Here is a 20,116-nt window from a genome sequence, read left to right on the forward strand (position 1 = left end):
GGCACGGCCGCCAGTTGCAGCAGATCGAGCGCGAGGCGGAGGGTGTGAAAGGCCCGGTCAGCCGAGCTTGAGGAGGCCGGCTTCGACGACGGCGTGACCGAAGGGGCTCGCGAGTTCGGCGAGACGGTCACAGCCGGCATCACCCAGGGCGGCGTAGGCGGGAAGGGCCAGGCGGTCGGTGCGGTCCTCGATGTGCCGGCGCAGGATGACGCCTTCTGAACTGAGGGAGTCGCCGTCGAGGAGACCTCGCTCACGTAGGCGCTCCTGGGTGTCGGCCCACTCCTCCTCGGGCCATGCGCGGCTCGCCTTGAGGAAGTCGACGGGAACCTCACCCGTGGCGGCATGCAGAATCAGGGCTTCCAAGCCCCCGACGCCCTCGCTCAGCAGGCACGCGACATGGCCGTCTCCACGGAATTCCCGGAGCAGCGTCTGGGCGTGCCACAGCTGCAGCACCGGCTCCTCCGGCCAGGGCAGGGCGGCATGCGCGGCGAACAGCGGGCGGCCCTGTGCTTGTTCGCACGCCGCCTCGGCGGCCCGGCGGGTCAGCGCCAGGACCTCGTCCAGGGCGGGCAGCTCGTGGATTCCCGCCCGCCGCAGGGCTTCGCCCGCCGCGGCGTACCGGGCATCCAGCACCTGTTGCGGCGTCGCCGCGTCCCAGGCCCCGTCGACCGCCTGCCGCACGAAATCGGGGTTGAAGTTGTAGAAGGTCGAGATGACCAGCTCGGCGGATGCTCGGCCGAACGCGGCGCTCCGGGAGGTGAAGTACCCTGCGCGTCCGCTCAGTCTGAGGTCCGCGTACCGTCGCCGTGCCTCAGGGACGAAGTAGATCATGCCGTGTACGGGCTCGAGTCGGCGCCAGGCCGCGCGCGCTGTCTTCATGGGTCACCTCTTCGGAGAGTGAGTGAGCGGGGCATTCGCTGAGGTTCCGAACTCGCCGTGCGCTCGCAGGTGTTCGAGCAGCAGGCGGCTCAGCGTTTCGGGCGCCTCCTCGGGGACCCAGTGGCTGACGCCCCGCAGGGTCTCGAACCGGTACGGCCCGTTGACCCACCGCCCGGTCTCCTGCGCCGCCACCGAGCCGAACGCGCTGTCCTTGGTGCTCCAGATGTACAACGTGGGTACGTCGATGATGCCGATCGCGCCGTCGGGGCGGCCTGCGCGGTACCAGTTCAGCGCAGCGGTGAGAGCGCCTGGCTGGGACAGGTGCCGTACATAGGCCTCGGCGCTGTCCTGCGGGACCTTTCCGGCGTAGAGGGCGCGAAGCTCTTGGGCATCGTGGGCCAGCATGCGCTCTTCGGTCGCGGGCGTTTCGCGCCAGTCGATCATGTAGTGCGAGCGCTTGCGCTGGTCGTTGTCGGTGCGCAGGGCGGTGGCCAGAGCGCCGGGGTGAGGTGTCGAGACAATCGCCAGGCTGCGTACGCGGCCGGGGTGGGCGTCAGCGGTCCACCAGGCCACCGCGCCTCCCCAGTCGTGGCCGACCAGGTCGAACGTTGCCCAGCCCAGTTCCTCCGTGATCGCGACCACGTCGTCGACGAGAAGGCTGATGCGATAGTCCTCGGGCCGCTGGGGGCGGGCGCCGGGGGAGTACCCACGCTGGTCGGGTGCCACCACCCGGTAGCCGTGCGCGGCCAGCGCCTCGATCTGTCGTTGCCACACCAGCGCCGTCTGCGGGAAGCCGTGCAGCAGTAGCACCGGGCGGCCGTCGGGCGGACCTGCCGCGATCGCGTCGAACACGCCCGCACCGGTGGAGATGCTCAGCTCGGTCACGATCCACCTCTTCATACCGACTGGTCGGTAGCTTCCATGCGGAGAGAGGCGCTGTCAAGGCTGCGAGCATCCGGGGAGTTGGTTGAACATGACGCCGAATTCAACTATAACCGCATCGGGAGGCCGACTCCCGTCTCTCTGCGGCCATGGCTCATGTCATCGGTCACCCGGGGAGACGGTCAACGAGCCCTCACCGCACCGCAGGAGGTGACATGAGGGAAGCAGTCATCGTTTCGACGGCACGGACGCCGATCGGAAGGGCTTACCGCGGCGCGTTCAACGACACCCAGGCGCAGGAACTTGCCGCCCATGCCCTGTCGCACGCCGTACAGCGCACCGGGCTCGAGGGAGGTGAGGTCCTGGTCGAGCACAAGCCGAGCATCTACATGCCGATGTTGCAGTCGGACGGCGCTCCGGCGCCGGTGTTGATGGAGTCGAAGGAGGCCGAGCGCCGCGGCCTGGAACCGCTGGGCGTCTACTCGGGTATGACAGTTGCCGGCTGCGGGCCGGACGAGAGGGGCATCGGCCCGGTGTTCGCCATTCCGAAACTGTTGAAGCAGCACAACCTCACCATCGACGACATCGGCCTGTGGGGACTGTTCGAGGTCGCCTGAGCTCGGCATCCGTGCCGGCTGCAAGTCAATCACGAGAGAGAGGCGTGGATGCCGTGTCGAACGTGGTGGAAAAGACCCGAACCGCGGTCCTGGTGGACTTCGGCGGTGTCATCACCTCCAGTGTGTTGCGGGCTTTCACCGACTTCGGCGCCTCGCTCGGCTGCGACCCGCGCCTGCCGTTGGACCTCCTCGGCCGGGACCAGTCATCACGCACCCTCCTGGCCGACCATGAGTGCGGCCGTATCGACGCCGAAGCCTTCGAGCGAGGATTCGCCGAACGTCTCCGCGTCCACGGCGCCGACGTACCGGCCGAGGGGCTCACGGCCCGAATGCAAGCGGGAATCACGATCGACCAGGACATGCTCGCGCTGCTCGGTGATCTTCGTGCCGCCGGCCATCCTGTGGCGCTCGTATCCAATTCGTTCGGTACCGGCGCCTACGACGGCGTCGACCTCGCCGCTGTTGCCGATGTGGTCGTCATCTCCGCCGAGGTCGGGATCCGCAAGCCCTCCCGGCGGATTTACGCGTTCGCATGTGAACGTCTCGGAGTGGACCCCGAGGAGGCGGTGATGATCGACGATCTGCAGCAGAACCTCGATGGAGCGGCACGGATCGGAATCGGGGGCGTCCTGCACACCAGCGCCGCAGACACTCGCCGCCAACTCGCCGAGCACTTCGGGATCACCGCCTGACCGATCAAGGCCGGGCCAAGTCAACTGATCGGCGAGCAGGAGACCCGCACCGCCACCTGCTCACGTCCCGGAAGGTACTGCCCATGACCAGCGTTTTCGATCCTGTGAGCCGCCATGCGGCCGCCACTCCCGACAACATCGCGCTGCGCGGCGCCAGCGATCAGTGGACCTACCTTCAGCTGCGTGACGCGAGTCTCCGGTACGCGGGCGCTCTGGCCGCCGCGGGCCTGTCCCCCGGGGACCGGGTGCTGCTCGCAGCGCCGTCGGTGCCCGAGTTCGTGGTGGCATACCTCGGGATTCAGGCCGCGGGCTGCGTCGTGGTGCCGGTCAACACGATGTCCACCCGGGCCGAGGTCGAGTACGTTCTCGGCGACGCCGGATGCTCATTGGCGATCGCATGGCACACCCTCGGCCCCGCTGTCGCGGAGGCGGCCTCAGTGCTCAAGGTGTCCTTCTGGACGTTGTCCCCGGGCGCGTCGGCCATCGGTGCGGACCCTGCCCGCGTGGTCGACCGGGACCGCGACGAGACCGCGGCCATCCTGTACACCTCGGGCACCACGGGGCGGCCGAAGGGGGCCCAACTCAGTGTCGGGAACCTGTTGTCCGCCGGGGAGATCGGTGCCGAGTGCAGTCGCGCCACGAGTGCCGACCGAACCGGCACCGGACTGCCGCTGTTCCACGTGTTCGGCCAGGCATCGATCATGATGGCGACCTTGACCGTGGGCGGCTCGATGTCACTGCTGGCCCGATTCGATCCGGCGTCGATGCTGGAGATGCTGCGTCGCGACGGGCTCACCATCATGGCCGGCGTACCGACCATGTGGAACGCTCTGCTGCACGCGGCGGGCGATGCGAACCCGGCGGACTTCGCTGGGCTCCGCGTCGCAGTCTCCGGCGGCGCCTCGCTGCCCGGGGAGATCGCCCGGGCCTTCGAGGCCCGCTTCGGCTGCACCATCCTCGAAGGGTACGGGCTCACCGAGACCACCGCGTTCGGCACCTTCAACGACATCGAACGCGGCGGCAAGACCGGGTACACCGGCAGGGCAGCCCCGCGGCTGAAGGTTCAGGTGCGCGACGCCGACGGCAACGAGTGTCCGCCGGGTACCGTCGGCGAGGTCCACATCAAGGGACCCACAGTGATGCGCGGCTACTGGAACCGCCCCGCGGACACCGCCGCGGCCATCTCGTCCGACGGCTGGTTCCGGACCGGCGACCTCGGTGAAATCGACTCGGACGGCGACCTGCGCATCGTCGACCGTATCAAGGACCTGATCATCCGCGGCGGTTACAACGTCTACCCCGGTGAGGTCGAGGAAGTTCTCTACGAGCATCCGGACATCGTCGAGGCAGCAGTGATCGGGGTGCCCGACGAGCACTACGGCGAGGAGGTCGCCGCGCTCATCGCCGCCCGGCCCGGTTCGGAGCTCGGTGCCGCCGAAGTGTCGGCCTGGGCACGAGAGCGGCTGTCCGCCTACAAGATCCCGCGCATCGTCCGGTTCGTCGACGCGTTGCCCAAGGGCCCGACCGGGAAGATCCTCAAGCGGTCCATCGACCGTACAGCTCTGACCCGCGACACCCCTCCCGGCAATGTTGCCACCCCCCACTGAACCTGCTTTCTTCTGCGCAGGCGGCTTATGACCATGGCGTCGGATTCAAGTACTGTTTCCGGGATGGACACCACTGGGCCCGAGGAGACCGACGGCGAGAAGGCGCCACCCATGGCGCCCCTCTCGCACCTTCGCGAGCCGCCTACGACGAAGCGCGGAGCGCGGACACGGGCCGCTTTGGTGACGGCCGCGCGGAAGGTGTTCGAACGGGACGGCTACCTCGACACCCGCCTGACCGACATCACCAAAGAGGCTCAGTGCGCGGCGGGATCCTTCTACACCTACTTCGCCAACAAGGAAGAGGTGCTTGCCGCCGTCCTCCTGGAGGCGCAGGAGGACATGATGCACCCCGGCATGGCCCGGGTGGAGGGCACCGACGATCCCTATGCGGTACTCGAGGCGAGCAATCGGGCGTATCTCGAGGCATACAAGCGCAATGCGAAGCTGATGGCACTGCTTGAGCAGGTCGCGCAAGTCGAGCCGGAGTTCCGTACGTTCCGAAGCCGGCGCGCTGACGCGTTCATCCGCCGCAATGCCCGCGGCATCGCCGACCTGCAGGTGCGAGGCGTCGCGGACCGTGAGCTCGATCCGATGATGGCCTCCCGTGCGCTGTCGGGCATGGTCAGCGTCATGGCCTACAACGCATTCGTGCTCGGCGAACTGCAAGAAGAAGGTACGCCGGTGGACTTCGAGGAGCTCGTGTCCACGGTCACCAGGCTCTGGGCGAACGCCCTGCGGTTCCCCGGCCACCGCTGATCCGGCGACATCCAGCTGCACGGAGCAGCAGACGGCCGAGGACTTCCCGTCGGCGATGGTGTACGCGCAGCTGCGCCACTGCCTGTCGTTTGAGCCGGGCGGGGCCGACAGATGGACCAGGATGCCGCACACCTCGTCCACGATCTCCCGGGCCTCCGTCTCGTCCCCGCAGTCGCCCAGCTCGCGCCGCCCCTCCGATGACGGTGGTCAGCACGCTCATCGGACCCGGCGGGCGCGTCGCCGCTCGTCCACCTCCAGCAGCCGGGCGTTGCGTCGTACCCAGGCGCGGTCCCACTGGCGGCGCAGCGCGTCGAAGCCCGCGGGGCCGTCGTCCTCCACGAGGAGTCTGCCGAGCCTCCGGTTGTCGGTGTAACCGCGCTCGGTGAACATCGCCACGCCTCGGTCCCGGCGGACTCCACGATGCCGCTCACTGGAAATCCTCACCTTCCCCGGCGCCGTCGCGGATGGCGAGGGCGACCAGTAGTTCCAGGAGGTCGCCGATCCGGCGCGGATTGCGGCCGGTGCGTAGCTGATGCGGTTCAAGGGCGAGCGGTGGCAGCTGTTCGGCAAGCTGGTGGACACCCTGCGAGGCGGACGATCTCACCCTCGCCCAGGAACTCGCTCGCCTGCCTCGACCTGGAGCCGGACGAGGTCCTCTCCCGACTGGACGACCTGGTCAACCTGTTGGCGGCCGAAATGTGCAGCACTCACCCGCCCTGCCGACGCGTTGGAACCGACCTGCCAAGCGGTGGTCGACTCGCTCGTGCCATCGCGCCCCAGCGACGACGTCGCACTCCTGATCGCCCGCACCCGCACCACCGAGCTGATCGCCGGCGCACTGGTCACCGACGTCTACCGGTACGCCGGCGGCCCTGTGGCCCTGCGGCTGATCCATGAACAGAGTCACCACATCTGCGCCGCGCCCGTACCACCGACGAGGGCGGGCGCAGCCCTGGTGGCCCGGATGGCCGAACGGGACTTGGGCCCCTGGGCGGACTACAGCTGCGGCACCGAGGCCGCTCGTGCAGCCCGCCTCCGGTGACGTGGTCATTCGGCTGCGGCGAGCAGCCGTGCCTCGCTCTCCTCGTACAGCCGCCGGTTCTCGCGGCTGTCGGCGGGGCGGCGCCGGTGGTCCCAGCGGCTGCCCAGCCACCCCGCCAGGTAGCCGAACGGGACGGAGACCAGTCCGGTGGACTGCATGGGGAACAGGTCGAAGTCGGCGTTCGGGAAGACGGCGGACGGTGTGCCCGAAACGGCCTTGGAGAGTGCCATGAGCAGCAGCGCGCAGGCCGCGCCGCCGTACAGGGTGGCGAGCAGGCCGGTGCGCGTGAATCCTCGCCAGAACAGGGAGTACGTGAGCGCGGGTGCCACCGCCGATGCCCCTATGCAGATGGCCAGAGTGGTCAGCACGCCGACGTCCCAGTTCTGGACCAGGGTGGAGAGCCCGATGGCAAGGATGCCCACGGCCACGCTCGTCCACGCCGCCACCGTCATCTCCGTACGCGGCTCGGCCCGTCCCCGCAGCGCGGCATGGGCGAACAGGTCGTGGGCCAGCGACGAGGCCGCGGCCAGGGTCATCCCCGCGACCGACGACAGCAGGGTGATGAACACCATGCCCGCCACGGCCGAGTAGAGAATCGTCGCGCCCACGGAAGCGGGGGCTCCGCCGAGCACCTGCGAGAGCATGAGCACCGAGGTCCTGCCGCGCGGGTCGGCCGCGGTGATGTACCGCGATCCCACCAGCGCTGCCGCGCCTGTACCCATGATGATCACGAGCAGGCAGAACGCGGTGACCGTGCCGACTGCCCACGACATGGAGCGACGCACGGCCGGCACGTCCTGCGCGGAGTACAGACGCATCGTGATGTGGGGCAGGCAGGCGACACCGAGGACCACGGTGATCTGGAGACTGGCGAAGTCCAGCCGGTCCATGGCCGAGGTGCCCAGCTGGAGGCCCTGGTGGAGGAAGGCGGGGCCCGCGCCGCTGCCGTGCTGGGCCGCTCTGAGGACGCCTCCGGGGCTCCAGTCGAAGCGGTTCAGCACCAGAGCGGCGACGACGACGCTGGTGCCGAGCAGGAGCACGATCTTGATCATCTGAATGAGCGCGGTGCCTCGCATGCCGCCGAGCGCCGCGTAAAGGATCATCAGGCTGCCGACGATGACGATGCACGCCGTCCTGGCGCCCGCCACGTGCGGGATGTTCAGGATGAAGGTGAGCAGCGACCCGGCCCCGGAGAGCTGGACGACCAGGAACGGCAGGGTCGCCGAAAGCGTCACCACGCAGGCTGCGACACGCACGGCCCGTCCGGGCATGTTGCGGGCCAGGACGTCGCCCATGGTGAACCGGCCGGCGTTGCGCAGGGGTTCGGCCAGCAGGAACATCAGCAGCACCAGGGACAAGGCCGTGCTGACCGCGAGGACGTAGCCGTCGTATCCGGCGAGCGCGATGATGCCCGTGGTGCTCAGCACCGTGGCCGCGGAGATGTAGTCGCCGGCGATCGCCAGGCCGTTCTTGAGCGGGGTGAGCGAGCGGTAGCCGGTGTAGAAGTTCGTCAGGTCGTCGCGGTCCGGTCCCGCCATCACGCACATCAGCAGCGTGACGGTGACCAGCGTGGTGAACAGAATCAGGACGGTCGCCTGCGTCCCGGAGCTGAAGTCGTTCATCTCGCGATCCCCGCGTTCCGGCCGGTGGGGACCGCCCGCTCTCTGACGGCACGGGCCAATGGATCCACTGAGCGTTGTGCGCTGCGTCCGTACCAGAAGACCGCAGCGAAGGTGACGACGAGTTGCAGGACCCCCAGGGCCATTCCCAGGCTCAGCTCTCCGGCGATCTTGGCCCCCATCAGGCCGGGCGCGTAGCAGGACAGCACGACATACACCACGAAGGAGCCGAGCGCGGTGAGCGTGGAGATCCGGCGGAGCAGGCGGTAGGCCGAGCGCAGGGCGGCGAGGTTGCCACCGTGCCGATCGGTCTCGGGTGCGTACGGTGCGTGCCGCGGTGCCCGCCCATAGGGGTCGTACGAAGAGGTGTCGTATCCATACGAGTTGTTCTGCGGGACGTAGTGTCCGTACGACTCCTGCCATGGATCCCGCTCGGGTGACGTGCGCCGAGGGGCGTGGGCATAGGGCTCGGCCTGCGGCTGCGGCTGCGGCCAGCCCGGCAGTGCTGGTGGCGGGTGCGGGTACGGGTTGTCGTCGGGGCGTGTCATCGCATGGCCTTCCGGGGCGGCTTGGACGCGTGGGAGGTGGGCGGCAAAGCTCGGTGTGGCCGCGCACGATACCGACTGGTTGGAATGCCTGATAAGCCTGCCGAGTGTCACGTTTCGGGTTCGATGCGGCAGCCGCAAGACAGTGATCGCTCGACGAGCGACGCCCCGGACCTTAGCCCTCTGAACCCACGGATGATGTGTGGGGAATATCACGCCCACAGACCTACCTACTGGTCGGTATGGTCGCGGGCAGCCGCGAACGACAGGAGGCGCGATGTCCGCGACCAACCGCCAGATCCGTCTGGCAGCCCGCCCTGTGGGCGAAGTGAAACCCGAAGACTGGGAGCACCGCAGCGAACCCCTCGAAGAACCGGGCCCGGGCCGGTTCACGGGCCGGACGCGCGTCATCTCCCTGGATCCGGCCATGCGGGGCTGGCTGGACGACCGCCCCTCCTACCTGCCGCCCGTGGGCATCGGGGAGGTGATGCGCGCCGGGTCCGTCATCGAGGTCACCGCATCCAACCACCCCGGCTTTCAACCGGGTGATCACGTGGTCGGCACGTTCGGCGTCCAGGAGTACGTGGTCTCCGACGGCCGGGGTGCGATGAAGATCGACACCTCGCTCGCCCCGCCCTCGACGTATCTGGGAGCGCTGGGCATGCCCGGCATGACCGCCTACTTCGGCCTGCTGGACGTCGGCGCACTGAAGGACGGCGAGACCGTCGTGGTGTCCGGGGCCGCCGGCGCGGTCGGCACCATCGCGGGTCAGATCGCGAAGGCCAAGGGCTGCCGGGTCGTGGGCATCGCCGGAGGGCCGGAGAAGTGCGCGCTGCTCACCGACGAACTCGGATTCGACGCGGCGATCGACTACCGGGCCGACGACGTCAAGAAGGCGCTGCGCGAGCACGCCCCCGACGGCATAGACGTCTACTTCGACAACGTCGGAGGGGACATCCTCGACACCGCGCTGACCCGGCTGGCGATGCACGCGCGCGTCGTGGTCTGCGGCGCGATCAGCCAGTACAACAACACAACCCCGGTCAAGGGCCCCTCGAACTACCTCTCGCTGCTGGTGCGCCGCGCCCGGATGGAGGGCTTCGTCGTCTTCGACTACGCCAAGCGCTACACGGAGGCAGCTCAGGAGATATCCGCCTGGATCGGTGGCGGCCACATCAAGGTCAAGGAACACGTGGTGAGGGGCACCGTGGACGACTTCCCCGAGACGTTGCAGATGCTCTTCCGCGGCGAGAACGTCGGCAAGCTCGTGCTGGAGCTGGCATGACCGCCGCCGAGAGCGGGGCCGCCGCCCTGCGGGAAGAACAGAGAGAAGGCGCTGCGCTGCAGGGAAAGGTGGCGATCGTCACCGGCGCCGCCAGCGGGCTGGGCCGGGCCACGGCGGTGGCACTGGCGAGGGCGGGGGCGCGCGTGGTCGTCGCGGACCTCGACGCGCGGGGCGGCCGGGAAGTGGCCGACATGGTCGGCGGCCATTTCCGCGCCTGCGACGTGTCCGACCTCGACGCCAACCGCGCGCTGGTGGAGTTCACCCAGGAGCAGTACGGCGGCGTCGACATCGCGCTCCTCAATGCGGGGGTGGCGACCGGATGCGGCGTCGGCGAGGACTTCTCCCCGGCGCGCTACCGCCGGGCGATGGGGGCCAACCTCGACGGAGTGGTCTTCGGCACCCACGCTGTGCTGCCCGCGCTGCGGGCTCGCGGCGGAGGATCGATCGTGGCGACCGCGTCCCTGGCGGGCCTGGCGGCGGTGCCGCTCGATCCGCTGTACGCGGCCAACAAGCATGCGGTCGTGGGACTCGCGCGCTCCCTGGGGCCGGCTCTCGCGCCGGAGAACGTGCGCTTCAACGCGGTCTGCCCAGGGTTCGCGGAGTCGCGGATCATCGACCACCTGCGTGGCATGCTCTCCGAGCAGGGTCTGCCGGTCATCCCGGCCGAGGCCGTCGCGGACACGGTGCTGCGGATCCTCACTGGTGAGGGCACCGGGGAGTGCTGGTTCATCCAGGCCGGCCGCGAACCCGAGCCGTTCCGCTTCCGCCGCGTTCCCGGCCCGGGCAAGCCCGTCGGCGTCTGAGATTTTTCCGGGGTGGGTCCTGAGAACGACCGGGCCCACCCCACCGCCGTGAGGAACCGGCTCGAACGGATGGGGTGCCGGTCTGCCTCGGGTGCCGGACGTGCGCTGTTCGAGCTCGTTGATGCGGAGCCTCTCGATTCGAGCATCGCTGTCACAGTCTCCTGGCCCGCGGTGTGAGGGGGGGCGCAACTGAACTTCCCACGCGGCTAACAGGTAGGAAACCGGCCGCTACGGTCGTCGGACTAGCTTCGTGACTATGAGGGTGTGGACGCCGCTACAGTCGGCGCTCGGCAGGCTTGGCACAGTCGGCAAAGGCGGTTTAGGCCTGGGCAGTTCGGGGCGCCGCCACCGTGGCCGAGCGTCTCCCGGCCGTCGGCCGATGCCTGGCTGGCGCAGCATCAGGGGCCGGGTGGCGGTGGTCATCACGGTCCCGATCTGCCTGCTGCTGACAGTGGCCGGTCTCGTTGTGCACGGCCGCGCCGAGGCCCTCAAAGACGCCCGGGCGACCCGGACCGAGGTCGGCCTCAGCTTGCGGATCCAGGACCTGGTACACCAACTGCAACGCGAACGCGGCCTGACCAACGGTCTGTTGGGAGGCGATGAGGATTTCCGCTCTCCGCTCGCCGCTACGCGCAAGCGCGTGGACACGGCGCTGCGCGCAATGCGCCGCGAAAGCACCGTCGAGGTTGTCATCCACCGGCGCTTGCAGCACCTCGGCGACATCCGGTCCGCTGCCGACGCGGACACCGCAGACCGGGCCGCGACCCTGAAGTTCTACACCACCGCCGTCGACGCCCTCGACGCCGTCGACCCGGTGGCGGAGACCGCGACTGGCACCGACCGCCAACTGCGCGACGGGCTGGGGGCGTTGCGGGAGCTGGCCGCAGCGAAGGAGTCAGTCGCTCTCGAACGCGGACTTCTCAACGGCGTGTTCGCCGCCGGTGGCTTTCACGGCCGCGAGTACCTCACGTTCACCGAGGTGCGTGCCACGCGTGTCGCCGACCTTGCCCGCTTCCGGCAGGTCGCCACCGCCTCGCAGCGCGCGGCCTTGAAGAACGCCTTCGGCACCGAGGACGCCGAACGCGCCACCGCCTACGAGAACCAGGCGGAAGGCGCCGCCGACGGCTCCACGCTGCGCGCCGATGCCGGCGCCTGGTGGGATGCGATGACCGTACTCGTCGACGATCTGTACGCCGTCCAGCAGTCGGTCGGTGACGACATACGGGACCGGGCCGACCGGCTCAGCCACGACGCCGAGGTGGGTCTCGCCGCCTCTCTCGGCGCAGGAATGCTCATGGCCGCCCTCGTCGCGGGCCTCGCCGCTTTTGCCTCCCGTTCCCTCACGCGCCCGCTCGGCGCGCTCGCCGAGGCCGCCCACGACGTGGCGCGGCACCGACTGCCTGCAACAGTCGCCCGTATCCAGCAGGCCCCGCAGGACCATGCGGAGCTCCTCCTGCCGGCCGACGTCCCGGACGACCCCGATTCACAACCGCTGGGCGGCGCGACGGAGATCGCCGAGGTCGCCGCGTCCCTGCACCAGGTGGAACGCACCGCCGTCCACCTGGCTGCCCAGCAGGCCGGCCTGCGCCGCAACACCACCGAATCACTCGCCAATCTCGGCCGCCGCAACCAGAACCTCGTGCGTCGTCAGCTCAGCCTCATCACCCGTCTGGAACGGCAGGAACTCGACCCGGATGCCCTCGCCGAGCTCTTCGAGCTCGACCACCTCGCCACCCGTATGCGGCGCAACGCCGAGAGCCTTCTGGTCCTGGCCGGGCAGAATCCGCCGCAGCCCACGGCAGCACCCGCCGACGGCCTGGAAGTCGTCCAGTCCGCCGTCGCCGAGGTCGAGCAGTACCGGCGGGTGCTGATCGCGGCCGTGGAGCCGGTGCGGGTGCGTGGGCACGCCGTCGCCGATGTCGCCCACCTCCTTGCCGAACTCATCGAGAACGGGCTGACTTTCTCCCCACCGACCGAACCGGTCGAGGTGCACGGCTGGTACGACACCGAGGACGACACGTACTGCTTCGCCGTCGTCGACCACGGCATCGGCATGTCCGAAGCCGACAAGGAACGTGCCCACGCCCGCTTCTCCGACACCGGCGAACAAGCCTTCCTCGCCGCGCCCACGCGGTTCCTCGGCCACCTCGTCGTCGGCCGACTCGTCCGTCGCCTCGGCGAAGGCGCCCAAGTCCACCTCTTCGACACCACCGGCGGCGGCCTGTCCGCACTCCTTGCCCTCCCCGGGCGCCTGCTTGCCCCTGTGGAGGGCCCCTCCGCCTCACCCCCGCCCACCCGGCCCGCTGTCTCCTCCCTGCTCAACGGCTTCAGGGCAGGTGTCGCCCGCGCCGAGGCCCGAAACACACAAGGAGCGTCATCGTGACCACCGCCGTTAAGAGTTTCGGCTGGCTCATCTCGGAGTTCGTACGCACCGCCGACGGCGTCACCGATGCCGTCGCCGTCTCCTCCGACGGCCTGCTCATGGCCGCCTCGGACAGCCTCGGCCGAGAACGCGCCGACCATCTCGCCGCCGTCGTCTCCGGCATCACCAGCCTCGCCCAGAACGCGGCGACGGCGCACGGCTTCCGCGGCATGAAGCTCGTCATGATCGAGATGCTCGGGGGCTTCCTCATGGTGGGTCGCATCCGCGACGGCAGCTGCCTCGGCGTCCTGGCCGCAGAGGGGTGCGACGTCGGTCTGGTCGGCTACGAAATGGCCGTCCTCGCCGACCGCGCCGGAGAACTGCTCACCCCGCAGTTGGTACGCGAACTCCACTCCGCCCCCCTGGCCGCGAGGTAGGAACGGCGCACTCCGGCTGCCTGCGTCTCAGAACCCTGCCGATGGCGCCGAGCAGCAGGCCGGAGAGCGGCCCGCCGACGGCGACCGTGAACGCGGTCCGTGACGTCGCCGCCGGTCCATCCGGGTCATTCCACCGATAGCGTCCACAGCATCACGTCCCGCACGGGTATCCCGCCCTGCAGGCGGTCAGCGCATGCGCCACCACAGGGATCCCCGGCAGCACAGGGATCGCCACGCGGGCAGAAGCGGTGCTGTGCACCTACGGTGGTCTGAGAAGCGGTGGCAGGTGGAACCAGCGTTGCCGAGGAGGCTGCGATGGAGGAGCACTTCGTCTGGGTGACGACGCGTCGCCTTCAGCCGGACACTCTGGAGGAGTTCGAGCGGGCATGGCGCCCCGCCCCCTACCCGCAAGGGCTGCGACGTGCCTTCGCGTACTGGTCCGAGGACGGCCAGGAGATCACCGGGGTGTCGTTCTGGGATTCCAAGACGGCATGCGACTCCTATCGGGCCTCCGAGCCGGAGGCTCAGCGCCGTGCCCATATGGCCTCGTATGTCGTCGAGGAGCGGGAAGCCTTCTACCGCGGCCGTGAACTCACCATTCCCCGGCCCTAGCCATGGGTGAGGGGGGTCGGCCCTGCGCGGTTGCGGACCGGGCGATCGGCTGCGCCGGTTTCGACGACTGCGCCCCACCTTTGCCTCACCCGGCCACCGTCGTTGAAGCTGTGCTCGGCTGAGGTGTGACGGGACCTGCGCGGGCGATGAGCAGGGCGACGTCGTCGTGGTTGTCAGGGCGCCGGAGCCCGTCCAGGAGCCGGTCGCAGGTTTCCTCCAAGGTGCAGTCGGGCGCGTCGAGGAGACGGAGGAGGCTGTCGAGGCGTCCGTCGATGGAGTCGTGGCGGGTCTCGACCAGTCCGTCGGTGTAGAGAACCAGCTGGTCGCCGTGGCCGAAGACCACAGTGGTCGTTTCGAACGGGACACCGCCGACTCCGAGTGGGACGCCGCTGGGCAGGTCGAGGAGTCGAGGGTGCTCGCCGCAGCGGACGAGGACGGGCGGCAGGTGTCCGGCGTTGGCGATGCGGCACACGCCGCGGTGGGGATCGTAGACGGCGTACACGCAGGTGGCGATGTACCGCTCCAGCCTGGAGGTGATCGAGTCGAGCTGTTCGAGGATTCGTGCGGGGTCGAGGTTGAGGTCGGCGAAGGCGGCCGTGGCGGTGCGCAGGCGCCCCATGGCGGCGGCGGCATCGATTCCGCTGCCCATGACGTCGCCCACGACGAGCGCCGTCCTGTCACCGCCGAGCGGGAGCACGTCGTACCAGTCGCCGCCGACCTCGTAGGCCGCCTGCGCAGGCCGGTACCGGCAGGCGACCTGCAGGCCGGGCAGGCCGGGCGGGGCGGTCGGGAGCAGGCTGCGTTGCAGGGTCTCGGCCGCGTTGCGCACGCTCTGGTGCGCGCGGGCGTTGTCGATGCATACCGCGGCGCGGGAGGCCAGCTCGACGGCGATGGCGAGGTCGTCCTCGTCGAAGGGTCGCGGATCCCGGGCGCGGGTCAGCCCCAGGAAGCCGAGGACAGTGCCGCGCGCGGTGAGGGGGACGGCCATGTAGGAGTGCACCCCGGCACGGGCGAGCAGCAGGGCCGCGTACTCGTCGCGGGCGATGCATGACAGGTCATTCCCGTCGGCGTGGGGGATCAGGATGGGCCGGCCGGTGCGCACGCAACGGGTGGCCAGACGGTCGGCCTCGTAGGCGGCGATCCGGCCGGGCGAATCGGCTGCCTTCACCGCTTCGGTGGGGTAGGCGGCTTTCACCGCGAGGGCGCGGAAGAGGGCGGGGCCGCGGTCGGAGGCGGGGCGGTGTTCGTCGAGGACGGAGTCGAGCACGTCGACGGCGGCCAGGTCGGCGAACTCGGGAACGGTGACCTCCGCCAGCTCCCGGGCCGTCTCGTCGACCTCCAGGGTGGTGCCGATGCGGGCGGAGCCGTCGGCGATCAGCGCCAGGCGCCGCCGCGTCTGGCTGGCCTGCATGGCCGACCGGTAACGGTCAGTGACGTCCAGCACCAGTTCGGCCACTCCAAGAACCTTCCCCCGGGTGTCCTCCAACCGGTACACCGAGATCGACCAGGCATGCGGCTGCTCCGGATCAGCCGCGGTGCGGCCCAGGATGGTGGACTGGTCCACCAGGGAGATCCCGGTCTCCAGGACGTGCCGCATCGCGGCCTCGGGTACCTCGAATCTCGCGTCCTTCATGATCTCGCGGTAGTGACGGCCGAGGTGCTCTTGTGCGGGAATGCCGTGGATACGCTCGAGGGCGGGGTTGACGGCCACGTACCGAAGCGCGGTGTCGAGAATCGCGATCCCGATGGGGGACTGGGAGATCAGCCGCGTGGAGAATGCGACATCGCGCTCCACCTGGCGCAATCGGAGCGAGTCGGTACCGAGCCCGAGGGCGAAGAAGTCACCGTGGTCGTCCAGCAGCCGCATGTTGCGCAGCTCCACCAGCCGCGTGCCGCCGTCCTTGCACCGGACAGGAAACGTGCCGCCCCAGCTCTGGCCGGTCTGCATGACCTCGGCGAACTTGTGGATCACCCACTCCCATTGCTCTTCGCGAATGAGTAGCTGTGCGGCGTACTGCCCGAGCGCCTCCTCGGCGGAGTAGCCGTACAGCTCTTCGGCCTGTGGACTCCACAGAACGATCCGCCCCTCGGCGTCCAGCAGCACCGCCGCGACACCGAGCAGGTCCATCAGCCCGCTCGGCTGTGACGGCTCACCTGCCGGCCGGCGGATCTCCGCCCAGCCGTGGTCCGCGGAAGACCATCCGGCTTCGCTCATCGCTGGCACCCCTTCCGCCGGCCGCCGCCACACATAGTCGTCCGCCGGCCTGGGAGCCGCGCCTGTCTGCGTCTGCAGGCGCTTCGACTTCCATGGTCCCCCTGCACCACCGGACCACAGACACGGGGCCATCGCACTGTCGCGGGCCATCACCGGAGCCGCCCGGGCCCGGCTCACCCAGATCGTCGGCAGCCGGGAGGACCGCGGACCGACCGCGACGTGGGCCCACACCGTTCAGGCCTACATCACCTGCCACGCCGCCGACGAGGGCGAGGCGGCGTATCTGGCGGCCGTGGTCGCCGCTCGCGTCGGCACCGCCCCGCTGGCCGTCGATCTGTCCTTTGGCCGGTACCAGCGGCGCGGCCTGCACGTGGTCAAGGTGATCGCCCCGGTGCGATCGTCCCCGAAGCCGTGTGGCACCCGCCGGTCAGCCATGGTGACCTTCTGGTGCTCGGCGCCGCCGAGGGCCCTGCGCGTCGCCGAGCTGTGCGGTCGCCGTTCGGCGCACTCCGGAGGGCCGCCAGCTCACCGAGGCGAGGCCCTACACCCGGCCCCACAGCTGCCCCTCGGAGCGCTCATCTCGTACTCGCGGCTCTACGGCCCGGGCGTTCCCCCAGCGGTGGCGTACGCGAGGTGAAGGCAGCCGTCGACTACGGCGCGCACGCTGGCGCGCTCGACTCCGGTCAGCTCGCATTCTGGCTCATCGACCAGGAGCTTCAGGCGCTGGACTGTGCCGAGATGCTGCGGCGGGTCATAGTCGGCCGGCTGGGACAGCGCGTGGAACGTGTGGCCCGCCATCCGCGAGGACGTGGGCGGGCTGCTGGCCGACCCCGCCGCCACGGCCTCAACCGTGGCAGCCTCGCTGGAGCTGAACGCCGCCGTCGCCGCCGAACACCCGCAGTACGGCGTCCCCCGGCTCGCGGTGGACCGGCTCGCCCGGCACGTCGCCGCGCGTTGGTGCCTCGTCGATGCGGGCGCCAGGGAGTGCGATGCCGCCGCCCGGGACCGGGGCTTTCGCAACTGGTTGGGCGCGGTGAACGCGGCCCGCCCGTACCACCTGCTCCAGCGTGACCGCGAGTGCCAGCTGACCGGGTGAATGGCTCAGGCGAGGACGGTCCGCAACTCGTCCTCGATCTGGTCGAGTTCGGTGCGCGTCCGGCTGGAGGTGAGGCGGTCGACGATGGCTGCGCAGAGCCTCCGGGAACATCGCGATTCGCCAGACCCTCGCATCATCGGCGGGCTACTGTACGTACACGTCGCGTTGCTCACGGTTAGCTGAGGAGGAATCCTGTGTCATCGCCCTGCGACCCCCAGCACGCTCCCGCCGGCGATGTGGGCTCAGCACTCATGATGGTCGACTCTCGGCTCAAGGCCATCTACGACGACAAAGTCCAGACCGACGCCGAACAACAAGCGCTGACCGCGCAGTTCGTTGCGTCCTTGGGCCCCGGCGGAGTCGATGACATGCTGGATGGCGCGTGCACGCTCGTCTACATGTTCATGCAGTGGCTGCGGATGGCCTACGAGGACCACGGCAAGGACGTCATCGAGTGCGTGGTACCCAACCTCGTGGCCACGATGCGCATGATGCCCAAGAGCGTCCGTCCCGAAGCCATCCCCACCATGGCCGGCCTGGTCGTCGCTGCAGGCACCGGCCTGAGCCCCAGTCTGTGGCGCAAGCAGTACGGATACTGGACCAAGGACGAGATGAACCCCCTGGAAGCCACCGCCTTCCTGCTCGCGGAACACATCAACCGACTCACCGACGACCGCGACTTCGCCACCCGCATGATCACCGAAGCCCTGTCCAGGGCAGACGAAGGCTGACGCGCAGCCTCCCCAGGTGATCACGCCCGCGCTGACGCCGGCGACGCCGGCTCGCACGCGTTGCCGTCAAGGCCCCGGGCACCTCCCCGTCGGCCAGCAGTCGGCAGACCTCGTCCGCCTCCGCGTAGCCCTGGATAACCCCAGGAAGCTCACGAACGGGTGCCACATCTCCTTTCCGCGGGTCACGGCTTGATGAGATGCGGTTGCGATCTGGTTTACCGTTCGGTTGGGCGTCGATGGACAGGCAGCCGAACGGCAGTGGCGGGATCTTCAGCCGACTGCCGCGAGGGCGGCCGGCCCGCATCGTCCACGAGTTTGACCGTTCCACTACCCACCTCTTGGGCAGCACGACGAAGCGAACTCGTCTCCGCCGTAGGCGTTGTCGGCCCAAGGCAGGCCGATTCCGGGATGTTCGGCATGCAGCCGGGTGAGCAGGACACGGGCGGCGGCGCGCTCCTGGACGTCGGCGGGAAGCGCGCGCCATTTCGCCCCGTTGCCGACGATGTAGCGGATCGCATCGACCGCTCGACGCCGAGGCCACTTTTCGGGAGCGCCGCCCTTCGGGGTCTGGCATGCGGGCGTCGGGAGGAGGCGTTCGAGCAGGGCCCATTCGAGGTCGCTTGTGGCGGATGGGTAGCGGTAGCGGGGCAGCAGCATGACGACGCTGGGCCGCGACCTGGGGGGGAGAGGGCCAACTGCGGGTCGGTTGCGGCCCGTTGCCTGCATTTCTTCGGTTCACTCCAGGTTGGCCAGCAGCTGAAGGGTGGACTCGATCGCACCCATCTGCGCCATGCCCGTGCGAATGTAGGGGGCGTTTGGGGTCTTCTTCCAGTGCGGGAGGAGGGTCCCGGCGATGAAGTTCTCGTCGTCCAGCAATCGATATCCCCACTCGCGGTCCCAGGTCACCGGCGGCAGGCCGCGTGCGGCTGCGACCTGGCGCAGGTACGCGAGCCAGGTGTGGATCTGCGCGTGGGTGCGTTCGGTGGTGGCCATCAGCTGGGTGATGGTCAGTCCGGCGGGGGCGGGCCTCCTGCAGGGCGCTGAGGATCGCTTCGGCGTGGACGTGAGCGGGGAGCACGCGGCGGCCGTCAGCGTGCGCGGCGGTGCCGTTGGGGCCAGAGGGCGCCGGCGCCGAGGACGAAGATCGCCGCCGCGCCGAGGGCCAGGCCCGTCAGCGGCAGTCCGGAGTCATCGAAGGAGCCGGCGGTCGGCTTGGCACCCGTCGTCGAGGGTCTGAGGGCGGGGCCGTGGCTGGGCGACCCCGATAGCGGCTGGACGTCCCACGGATTGGTGTTCCGGTCGGCTGGGCCGGGCCGTCCCCGGACACAGGTCAGGATCTGCCGGGCACGGGCGAACCCGTAGCCGAGGTAGATGCTGGGCTTGCTGGCCGACCAGGTGCGGCCCGCGGTGTCCTCCAGGACTCGCCAGACCTGCGCGGCCGTCCGATCGCGGTGCCGCCGCCGTCCGCGCAGTACCGGCGGAAGGAGGTGTTGCACCAGCGGGGTATGTCCCCAGGGGCGGAGAGCTAGACCTCCTGGCCGTGCCGGGAGGTTGGGGCGACCGTGCCGGTGCGGTCGACACGGAGGACCGCGGCACCGGGCTTTCTTGATGCTCCATGGATTCGACACCCACGAGCTGTTCAGGAGGCACCGTCTTGATCGAAAAGTCAGCAGCTTCTCACACCGGTCCTGTCCCCGGTCCGAGGTGCCGATGAGCCCCACAAGCATGAGGATGGTGGGAGAAGGCGCGAGGTTCTGCGGACCCTCAAAACAGGGCGTCCCGACCATGTGGGGTGGGAAACTCGTTGAAGCTCCAACAGGTTCCTGCGGCCCACGGTGAATTCGACAATGGCCGTTTGCGGAGATGATCGGCATGGGAACCAGCCGAGCAGCCGAGTCCCTCACCATCAACGTACTTGTCCGACATGGCACAACCG

Annotated in this window: 22 protein-coding genes; 12 read left to right on the top strand and 10 right to left on the bottom strand. The window is 69.4% G+C overall.

Annotated features, from left to right (window positions below; translation table 11 throughout):
* Positions 1 to 57 precede the first annotated feature (57 nt).
* Entirely contained in the window at positions 58 to 879 is an 822-nt protein-coding gene (locus tag ACWD3E_RS27525; protein WP_451390249.1) for an SCO6745 family protein, read from the bottom strand.
* Positions 880 to 882: 3 nt separating this feature from the next.
* The gene (locus tag ACWD3E_RS27530) at positions 883 to 1,767 is read right to left on the bottom strand and encodes an alpha/beta fold hydrolase (RefSeq protein ID WP_451390370.1); all 885 of its coding nucleotides are present in this window, start codon (positions 1,765 to 1,767) and stop codon (positions 883 to 885) included.
* Between the two features lie 209 nt (positions 1,768 to 1,976).
* On the opposite strand from ACWD3E_RS27530, the gene ACWD3E_RS27535 reads away from it, so the two are divergent.
* The 4 genes from ACWD3E_RS27535 (at position 1,977) to ACWD3E_RS27550 (ending at position 5,433) form a co-directional block, all read left to right on the top strand.
* Complete coding sequence (locus ACWD3E_RS27535; protein WP_451390250.1) at positions 1,977 to 2,378, top strand: thiolase family protein; 402 nt, start codon at positions 1,977 to 1,979, stop codon at positions 2,376 to 2,378.
* Between the two features lie 62 nt (positions 2,379 to 2,440).
* Positions 2,441 to 3,070, top strand: a complete 630-nt coding sequence (locus ACWD3E_RS27540; protein ID WP_451390251.1) for an HAD family hydrolase — start codon at positions 2,441 to 2,443, stop codon at positions 3,068 to 3,070.
* Positions 3,071 to 3,153: 83 nt separating this feature from the next.
* Positions 3,154 to 4,677 (top strand): class I adenylate-forming enzyme family protein, encoded by a 1,524-nt coding sequence (locus tag ACWD3E_RS27545; protein WP_451390252.1) that lies wholly within the window; start codon positions 3,154 to 3,156, stop codon positions 4,675 to 4,677.
* Between the two features lie 63 nt (positions 4,678 to 4,740).
* On the top strand, positions 4,741 to 5,433 hold the full coding sequence (locus ACWD3E_RS27550; protein WP_451390253.1) for a TetR/AcrR family transcriptional regulator: 693 nt from the start codon (positions 4,741 to 4,743) through the stop codon (positions 5,431 to 5,433).
* A 216-nt stretch (positions 5,434 to 5,649) separates the two neighbouring features.
* Here ACWD3E_RS27550 and ACWD3E_RS27555 read toward each other — a convergent pair whose 3' ends face one another.
* The gene (locus ACWD3E_RS27555) at positions 5,650 to 5,829 is read right to left on the bottom strand and encodes a hypothetical protein (protein ID WP_451390254.1); all 180 of its coding nucleotides are present in this window, start codon (positions 5,827 to 5,829) and stop codon (positions 5,650 to 5,652) included.
* Between the two features lie 31 nt (positions 5,830 to 5,860).
* Positions 5,861 to 6,037: a hypothetical protein gene (locus tag ACWD3E_RS27560; protein WP_451390255.1), complete on the bottom strand. Its 177-nt coding sequence runs from the start codon at positions 6,035 to 6,037 to the stop codon at positions 5,861 to 5,863.
* 159 nt (positions 6,038 to 6,196) lie between these two features.
* On the opposite strand from ACWD3E_RS27560, the gene ACWD3E_RS27565 reads away from it, so the two are divergent.
* Positions 6,197 to 6,475 carry a hypothetical protein gene (locus ACWD3E_RS27565; RefSeq protein WP_451390256.1) on the top strand — a complete coding sequence of 93 codons (279 nt, stop codon included), beginning with the start codon at positions 6,197 to 6,199 and terminating at the stop codon, positions 6,473 to 6,475.
* Positions 6,476 to 6,480: 5 nt separating this feature from the next.
* Here ACWD3E_RS27565 and ACWD3E_RS27570 read toward each other — a convergent pair whose 3' ends face one another.
* Together ACWD3E_RS27570 and ACWD3E_RS27575 are read right to left on the bottom strand one after the other, a co-directional pair.
* Positions 6,481 to 8,097 carry a sodium/solute symporter gene (locus ACWD3E_RS27570; RefSeq protein WP_451390257.1) on the bottom strand — a complete coding sequence of 539 codons (1,617 nt, stop codon included), beginning with the start codon at positions 8,095 to 8,097 and terminating at the stop codon, positions 6,481 to 6,483.
* The gene (locus tag ACWD3E_RS27575; protein ID WP_451390258.1) at positions 8,094 to 8,642 is read right to left on the bottom strand and encodes a DUF485 domain-containing protein; all 549 of its coding nucleotides are present in this window, start codon (positions 8,640 to 8,642) and stop codon (positions 8,094 to 8,096) included. Before ACWD3E_RS27575 ends, ACWD3E_RS27570 begins: the two co-directional genes overlap by 4 nt.
* 274 nt (positions 8,643 to 8,916) lie before the next feature.
* Between ACWD3E_RS27575 and ACWD3E_RS27580 the strand changes: the two genes are divergently transcribed.
* From ACWD3E_RS27580 to ACWD3E_RS27600, 5 genes are all read left to right on the top strand, one after another.
* A complete protein-coding gene (locus ACWD3E_RS27580; protein WP_451390259.1) occupies positions 8,917 to 9,924 on the top strand; it encodes an NADP-dependent oxidoreductase in 1,008 nt (335 codons plus the stop codon).
* Positions 9,921 to 10,727 (top strand): SDR family oxidoreductase, encoded by an 807-nt coding sequence (locus tag ACWD3E_RS27585; RefSeq protein WP_451390260.1) that lies wholly within the window; start codon positions 9,921 to 9,923, stop codon positions 10,725 to 10,727. Before ACWD3E_RS27580 ends, ACWD3E_RS27585 begins: the two co-directional genes overlap by 4 nt.
* A gap of 379 nt (positions 10,728 to 11,106) precedes the next feature.
* A complete protein-coding gene (locus tag ACWD3E_RS27590; protein ID WP_451390261.1) occupies positions 11,107 to 13,110 on the top strand; it encodes a sensor histidine kinase in 2,004 nt (667 codons plus the stop codon).
* Positions 13,107 to 13,526, top strand: coding sequence for a roadblock/LC7 domain-containing protein (locus ACWD3E_RS27595; RefSeq protein WP_451390262.1), 420 nt, complete (start codon positions 13,107 to 13,109; stop codon positions 13,524 to 13,526). Before ACWD3E_RS27590 ends, ACWD3E_RS27595 begins: the two co-directional genes overlap by 4 nt.
* 315 nt (positions 13,527 to 13,841) lie before the next feature.
* Positions 13,842 to 14,138 (top strand): hypothetical protein, encoded by a 297-nt coding sequence (locus ACWD3E_RS27600; RefSeq protein ID WP_451390263.1) that lies wholly within the window; start codon positions 13,842 to 13,844, stop codon positions 14,136 to 14,138.
* 85 nt (positions 14,139 to 14,223) lie between these two features.
* Here the strand turns inward: ACWD3E_RS27600 and ACWD3E_RS27605 are convergent, their stop codons facing one another.
* The gene (locus ACWD3E_RS27605; RefSeq protein ID WP_451390264.1) at positions 14,224 to 16,353 is read right to left on the bottom strand and encodes a SpoIIE family protein phosphatase; all 2,130 of its coding nucleotides are present in this window, start codon (positions 16,351 to 16,353) and stop codon (positions 14,224 to 14,226) included.
* 784 nt (positions 16,354 to 17,137) lie between these two features.
* Between ACWD3E_RS27605 and ACWD3E_RS27610 the strand changes: the two genes are divergently transcribed.
* Positions 17,138 to 17,449, top strand: a complete 312-nt coding sequence (locus tag ACWD3E_RS27610) for a hypothetical protein (protein WP_451390265.1) — start codon at positions 17,138 to 17,140, stop codon at positions 17,447 to 17,449.
* 194 nt (positions 17,450 to 17,643) lie between these two features.
* A complete protein-coding gene (locus ACWD3E_RS27615) occupies positions 17,644 to 18,180 on the top strand; it encodes a hypothetical protein (RefSeq protein WP_451390266.1) in 537 nt (178 codons plus the stop codon).
* 327 nt (positions 18,181 to 18,507) lie between these two features.
* Here ACWD3E_RS27615 and ACWD3E_RS27620 read toward each other — a convergent pair whose 3' ends face one another.
* The 3 genes from ACWD3E_RS27620 to ACWD3E_RS27630 form a co-directional block, all read right to left on the bottom strand.
* Positions 18,508 to 18,837 (bottom strand): transposase, encoded by a 330-nt coding sequence (locus ACWD3E_RS27620; protein ID WP_451390267.1) that lies wholly within the window; start codon positions 18,835 to 18,837, stop codon positions 18,508 to 18,510.
* A 78-nt stretch (positions 18,838 to 18,915) separates the two neighbouring features.
* Complete coding sequence (locus tag ACWD3E_RS27625) at positions 18,916 to 19,173, bottom strand: hypothetical protein (protein WP_451390268.1); 258 nt, start codon at positions 19,171 to 19,173, stop codon at positions 18,916 to 18,918.
* Between the two features lie 95 nt (positions 19,174 to 19,268).
* Positions 19,269 to 19,676 carry a hypothetical protein gene (locus ACWD3E_RS27630; RefSeq protein ID WP_451390269.1) on the bottom strand — a complete coding sequence of 136 codons (408 nt, stop codon included), beginning with the start codon at positions 19,674 to 19,676 and terminating at the stop codon, positions 19,269 to 19,271.
* Positions 19,677 to 20,116: the final 440 nt, after the last annotated feature.

This window comes from Streptomyces sp. NPDC002676 (assembly GCF_053592455.1).